This window comes from Anaerobiospirillum succiniciproducens DSM 6400 (assembly GCF_000482845.1).
GTDB classification, from domain to species: Bacteria; Pseudomonadota; Gammaproteobacteria; order Enterobacterales; family Succinivibrionaceae; genus Anaerobiospirillum; species Anaerobiospirillum succiniciproducens.
In genome coordinates this window covers 1-1431 of sequence record NZ_AXWV01000147.1, presented here as the reverse complement: position 1 = coordinate 1431, position 1431 = coordinate 1, and the positions used below count along the sequence as shown (strand labels likewise).

1 protein-coding gene is annotated in these 1431 nt (G+C 38.4%); it reads right to left on the bottom strand.

Going from position 1 to position 1431, the window contains the following annotated elements:
- Nucleotides 1-1431, bottom strand: a 1431-nt coding sequence (locus H524_RS17500; protein ID WP_044122364.1) for a hypothetical protein, incomplete at both ends; no start/stop codon positions are given.

Here is a 1431-nt window from a genome sequence, read left to right as displayed (position 1 = left end):
CTACAGCGGTAGCAAGTGATGATGTCTTATGATAGCGAGAGGCACTGCAATAGAGCAGATGTGCTTCCAAAAGATCAGCCATCAGACCAACATTGGAATGGCATCCTTTAAACAAAGGCATCAGGGATGATGTTGTGCGGTCAAAGACTGTAGGTGCAGTAGGTCCAGATACTATCGAAACATGTGCCTGATTTTTTATATCTGAAGCCCTGTGGTTGCATGCTGTGCTAAATCTATAGCTTCTCTGGTTATTGTTTTTAGCCTTATTAATTCTTTTTGATTCATCTTCGCAATTAAATCTACTGTCTTTCTTTGTTTTAGCATCGGACTCAGGCAGGTGTAATCTATCTTCCTCACCATATGGTGTGATGGCCTCATAAAGTATCTTGTCGGTATTAATTTCATCAAGGGACATTACAAACTCATTCTTACATTCTTCTCCTTTAACCCAGTAGCTTGAAAGAATGACAAAAGCTTCGCCCAAGTCATAAGTTTTACCTGATACTACGCGAGTACTACTCTTATCTTGAATCGTAAACTTTTCATATTTACGACATTTCTTGCAGTACCCCCAAAATGTCTTCTTTGCTGGCTCTATTACGAAGTTAGCTTGCTTTATATGCTGGACATTGCATAGTTTATGTGAGTCACCTTTCTGATCTTGGTTAGGTAGTACTTTAATCTTAGGCATGCAGTGAGGGACGGCAAATTCAAATATTAATTTGAACACGTATGGCAGTTCAAAGTCGAAGCGAGGTATACAATCAAGGATTGTAGAAGGCGTTTTAGGATAATAGGTTTGTTTTCTGAAGCCAAAATAACCCTTTCCAAGATTAGAATTGTTCATGATCTCTTTGTGAATGGCCCCGACCTCAGGTACATTGTGACCGAATTCTTTCTCTGCAGAGCCTTTGACTATTACCTTTTTACGCGACTTTCCTTTTGCACCAAAATTATCATCATCATCATCTTCTTCTTGATTCTCGTCGACATCTTCTGCGTTAGGATCATGTACATCTGCTTTACTTTTTTCGCTCTTTGAAAGCTTTAAATAACGCTCAATGATATAAGCTACTCGGCTTTGATTAAGTTCAGTAAAGATCTCGATAATGAAATCTAAGCTATTCTTTAAAGGGCTTATTTGGCCATCAAGCAAATTCAGCGAAAAGCCCCTGTCAAGAGAATCGAACAGGGTTTTATCAATGTTATGAACTTTTATAATGAACTCTTGAAGACGTGACTCTACATTGCTTAGATTTGTTCTAGCTCTGTCTAAATCTTTAGCCAGCCTTTTGTTTGCTTTACGTTCTTCTTTAAGCTGGCAGTTCAAATCATGGTTGGATTTAACTAGAACTTCATTCCTGCGCTTCAAATCAAGGATTTCTTTAGCTTGAGCTTCATACATCTCAACGCTTATAGGATCATGATGCA